Source organism: Tabrizicola sp., from assembly GCF_051645465.1.
Lineage (GTDB): Bacteria > Pseudomonadota > Alphaproteobacteria > Rhodobacterales > Rhodobacteraceae > Tabrizicola.
The window spans coordinates 1-2,692 of record NZ_JBOFBI010000215.1 but is presented as its reverse complement, the minus strand read 5'-3'; the positions used below and the strand labels follow the sequence as shown (position 1 = coordinate 2,692).

Sequence of the window (2,692 nt, the reverse complement as noted above, 5' to 3'; positions counted from 1 at the left end):
GGTAATCGTGCGCATCGGGCGCCTTTCCGGTTGGCGCGGGGTCATCCCGCAGGTCCGTCAGAATTACGCGGCAGAGCAGCGAAAGGGAAGGCGAAACTGGCGGATCGGCGGCGGCCCTGTCACGGTGCGGTTACACCCCACCCCCTAGGGTCGCCGGATTTCACTGCCTGAAGGTTGCCTGAACGTGATGCTGACGCCTGTTGCCCGAACCGTCCTTGCCCTCGGGGTCACGCAGATCGTGGGTTACGGCACGCTTTATTATGCTTTCGCCGTGCTAGCCGAGCAGTTGGTGGCAGAGGTTGGTGTGTCGATGCCCTTTGCTTTCGGGGCATTTTCTCTGGCGTTGCTGGCGGGCGGTGCGGTGGCGCCACTGGCGGGGCGGGCGATTGACCGGCATGGCGCAGGGCCGGTGATGGCGCTGGGGTCGGTGGGGGCAGCGCTGGCGCTGGCGGCCCTGTCGCAAAGCACGGGGGCCGTGACGCTGGTCGCCGCACTGGTGCTGGTCGAGATGGTGTCGGCGCTGGTCCTCTACGACGCAGCCTTCGCGGCGCTGGCGCAAACCGCGGGGGCGGCGGGGGCGCGGCGGGCGATCACGCTGATGACGCTGATCGGGGGCTTTGCTTCGACCGTCTTCTGGCCGGTGACCCATGCTTTGGGCGAGGGTCTTGGCTGGCGTGAGACCTATCTGGTCTTTGCGGGCCTCCATCTCTTCGTCTGCCTGCCCCTGCACCTGACGCTTCGGCGGCAGTTGACCGGGGACGGCACGACAGCCACCGCGCCCGCGACCGAGGCCCTTCTGGCCCCGGAGCGCCAGGGCAAGGCGATGCTGTGGCTTGCGGTCGGCTTTTCGCTCGCCGGGGTCGTGTTCTCGGCACTGACGGTGCAATGGGTGCTGGTCCTGCAGGCCACGGGGCTAAGTGCCACGGCCGCGGTGGCTGCAGGCGCGCTGCTGGGCCCCGCGCAGGTCGGCGTGCGGGTGATCGACCTTCTCTTCGGTGTGCGGCGGCATCCGATGACCATGGCGCTTTTGTCGGTGGGCCTTTTGGTGTTGTCGCTGGGTCTTCTGATCGTTATGCCGACCGGCCTTGCGGGGGCGATGATCTTTGCGGTGGTCTTTGGCCTTGCGAGCGGCCTGACCAGCATCGTGCGCGGGGTTGCGCCTTTGGCGCTGTTCGGGGCCGAGGGCTATGCGGCTCGGCTGGGGGTGCTGGCGGGTCTGCGGCTTGCATCCAGCGCGCTGGCGCCGTTTGCCTTGTCGGTGGCGCTGGTGAGCCTCGGGGCCGGGCTGACGATCGGCGTGGCGTTCGGGGTGGCGCTGGCGGCGATGCTGGCGCTGACGCTTGTGCCGCGGCGCTAGAGGAAGACCGGCGTCCGGTCGCCTGCGGCGAAGCGGCGGAGGACGGCGGGGTAGAGGCGGTGTTCTTCGTGCAGGACCCGCGCGGCTAGCGTATCTTCGGTGTCGCCGGGCAGGACGGGGACGCGGGCCTGGCCGAGGATGGGGCCTGCGTCGAGGTCGGCGGTGACTTCGTGGACAGTGCAGCCTGCTTCGGTGTCGCCTGCGGCCAGGGCGCGGGTGTGGGTGTGGAGGCCGGGGTATTTCGGCAGAAGCGAGGGGTGGATGTTCAGCAACCGGCCCTGGAAGCGCTGGATGAAGCCGGGGGTCAGGATGCGCATGAAGCCTGCGAGGCAGAGGATGTCGGGGTTGGCGGCCTCGATGTGGTGGAGGAGTTCGGCTTCGAAGGCTTGGCGGTCCTTGCCGAAGGGGCGGTGGTCGACGGCGGCGGTGGGGATGTCGAGGGCCTTGGCCTTTGCGAGGCCTCCGGCGGCAGGGTCGTTCGAGGCGATCAGGACCGGGCGCGCGGGGTGGTCGCCGGTCATCGAGTTGACCAGTGCCAGCATGTTGGAGCCACCCCCGGAAATCAGGATGGCGACGTGCTTCACAGAAGGCGGCCCCGGTAGATGACCCCCTGCCCTTCGACGACGCGGCCGAGGCGGGTGACGGTTTCGCCCTCTTGGGTCAGGAGTGTGGTTAGGTCGTCTGCCCGGTCGTTGGCCACGACAAGGATCATGCCGATGCCGCAGTTGAAGGTCTTCAGAAGCTCGGCCTCGGCCATGTTCGCGGTGGTGGCGAGCCAGCGGAAGACCGGGGGGAGTTGCCAGGAGGAGAGGTCGAGCTCGCAGGCGAGGCCTTCGGGAAGGACGCGCGGGGGGTTCTCGGTCAGGCCGCCCCCGGTGATGTGGGCAAGGCCGTGGACTCCTCCGGCGCGGATGGCTGCGAGGGCCTGCTTTACGTAGAGGCGCGTGGGGGTGAGGAGGGCTTCGCCCAGGGTTCCTTCGGAGAAGGGCGAGGGGGCGTCCCAGGCAAGGCCGGAAAGCTCGACCACCTTGCGGACGAAGCTGTAGCCGTTGGAATGGACGCCGTTCGAGGCGAGGCCGAGGAGGATATCGCCCTCCTGGACGCCTGCGGGAAGTTCGGTGCCACGCTCCATCGCGCCGACGGCGAAGCCTGCTAGGTCGAAATCGCCCTTGTGGTACATGCCGGGCATCTCGGCCGTCTCGCCGCCGATGAGGGCGCAGCCGGAATCGGCACAGCCCTTGGCGATGCCGGTGATGATGCGCGCAGCCTGTTCGACCTCTAGCTTGCCGGTGGCGAAATAGTCGAGGAAGAACAAGGGCTCGGCGCCCTGGCAGA

General features: G+C 68.5%; 3 protein-coding genes. 1 reads left to right on the top strand and 2 read right to left on the bottom strand.

Annotated features, from left to right (window positions below; all coding sequences use genetic code 11):
- Nucleotides 1-187 precede the first annotated feature (187 nt).
- Nucleotides 188-1,357: an MFS transporter gene (locus ACRCSW_RS13875; protein ID WP_438705972.1), complete on the top strand. Its 1,170-nt coding sequence runs from the start codon at nt 188-190 to the stop codon at nt 1,355-1,357.
- Here ACRCSW_RS13875 and purN read toward each other — a convergent pair.
- A complete protein-coding gene (gene purN, locus ACRCSW_RS13870) occupies nt 1,354-1,941 on the bottom strand; it encodes a phosphoribosylglycinamide formyltransferase (protein ID WP_438705970.1) in 588 nt (195 codons plus the stop codon). The two genes, ACRCSW_RS13875 and purN, sit on opposite strands and share 4 nt — an antisense overlap.
- Nucleotides 1,938-2,692: phosphoribosylformylglycinamidine cyclo-ligase (gene purM, locus ACRCSW_RS13865; protein ID WP_438705968.1), on the bottom strand; the 755-nt coding region annotated here is incomplete at its 5' end. The genes purN and purM, both read right to left, overlap by 4 nt.

What these genes read in the sequence shown, in the direction of transcription:
- ACRCSW_RS13875 (WP_438705972.1), top strand. Translation starts at nt 188, where the DNA reads ATGCTGACGCCTGTTGCCCGAACCGTCCTTGCCCTCGGGGTCACGCAG.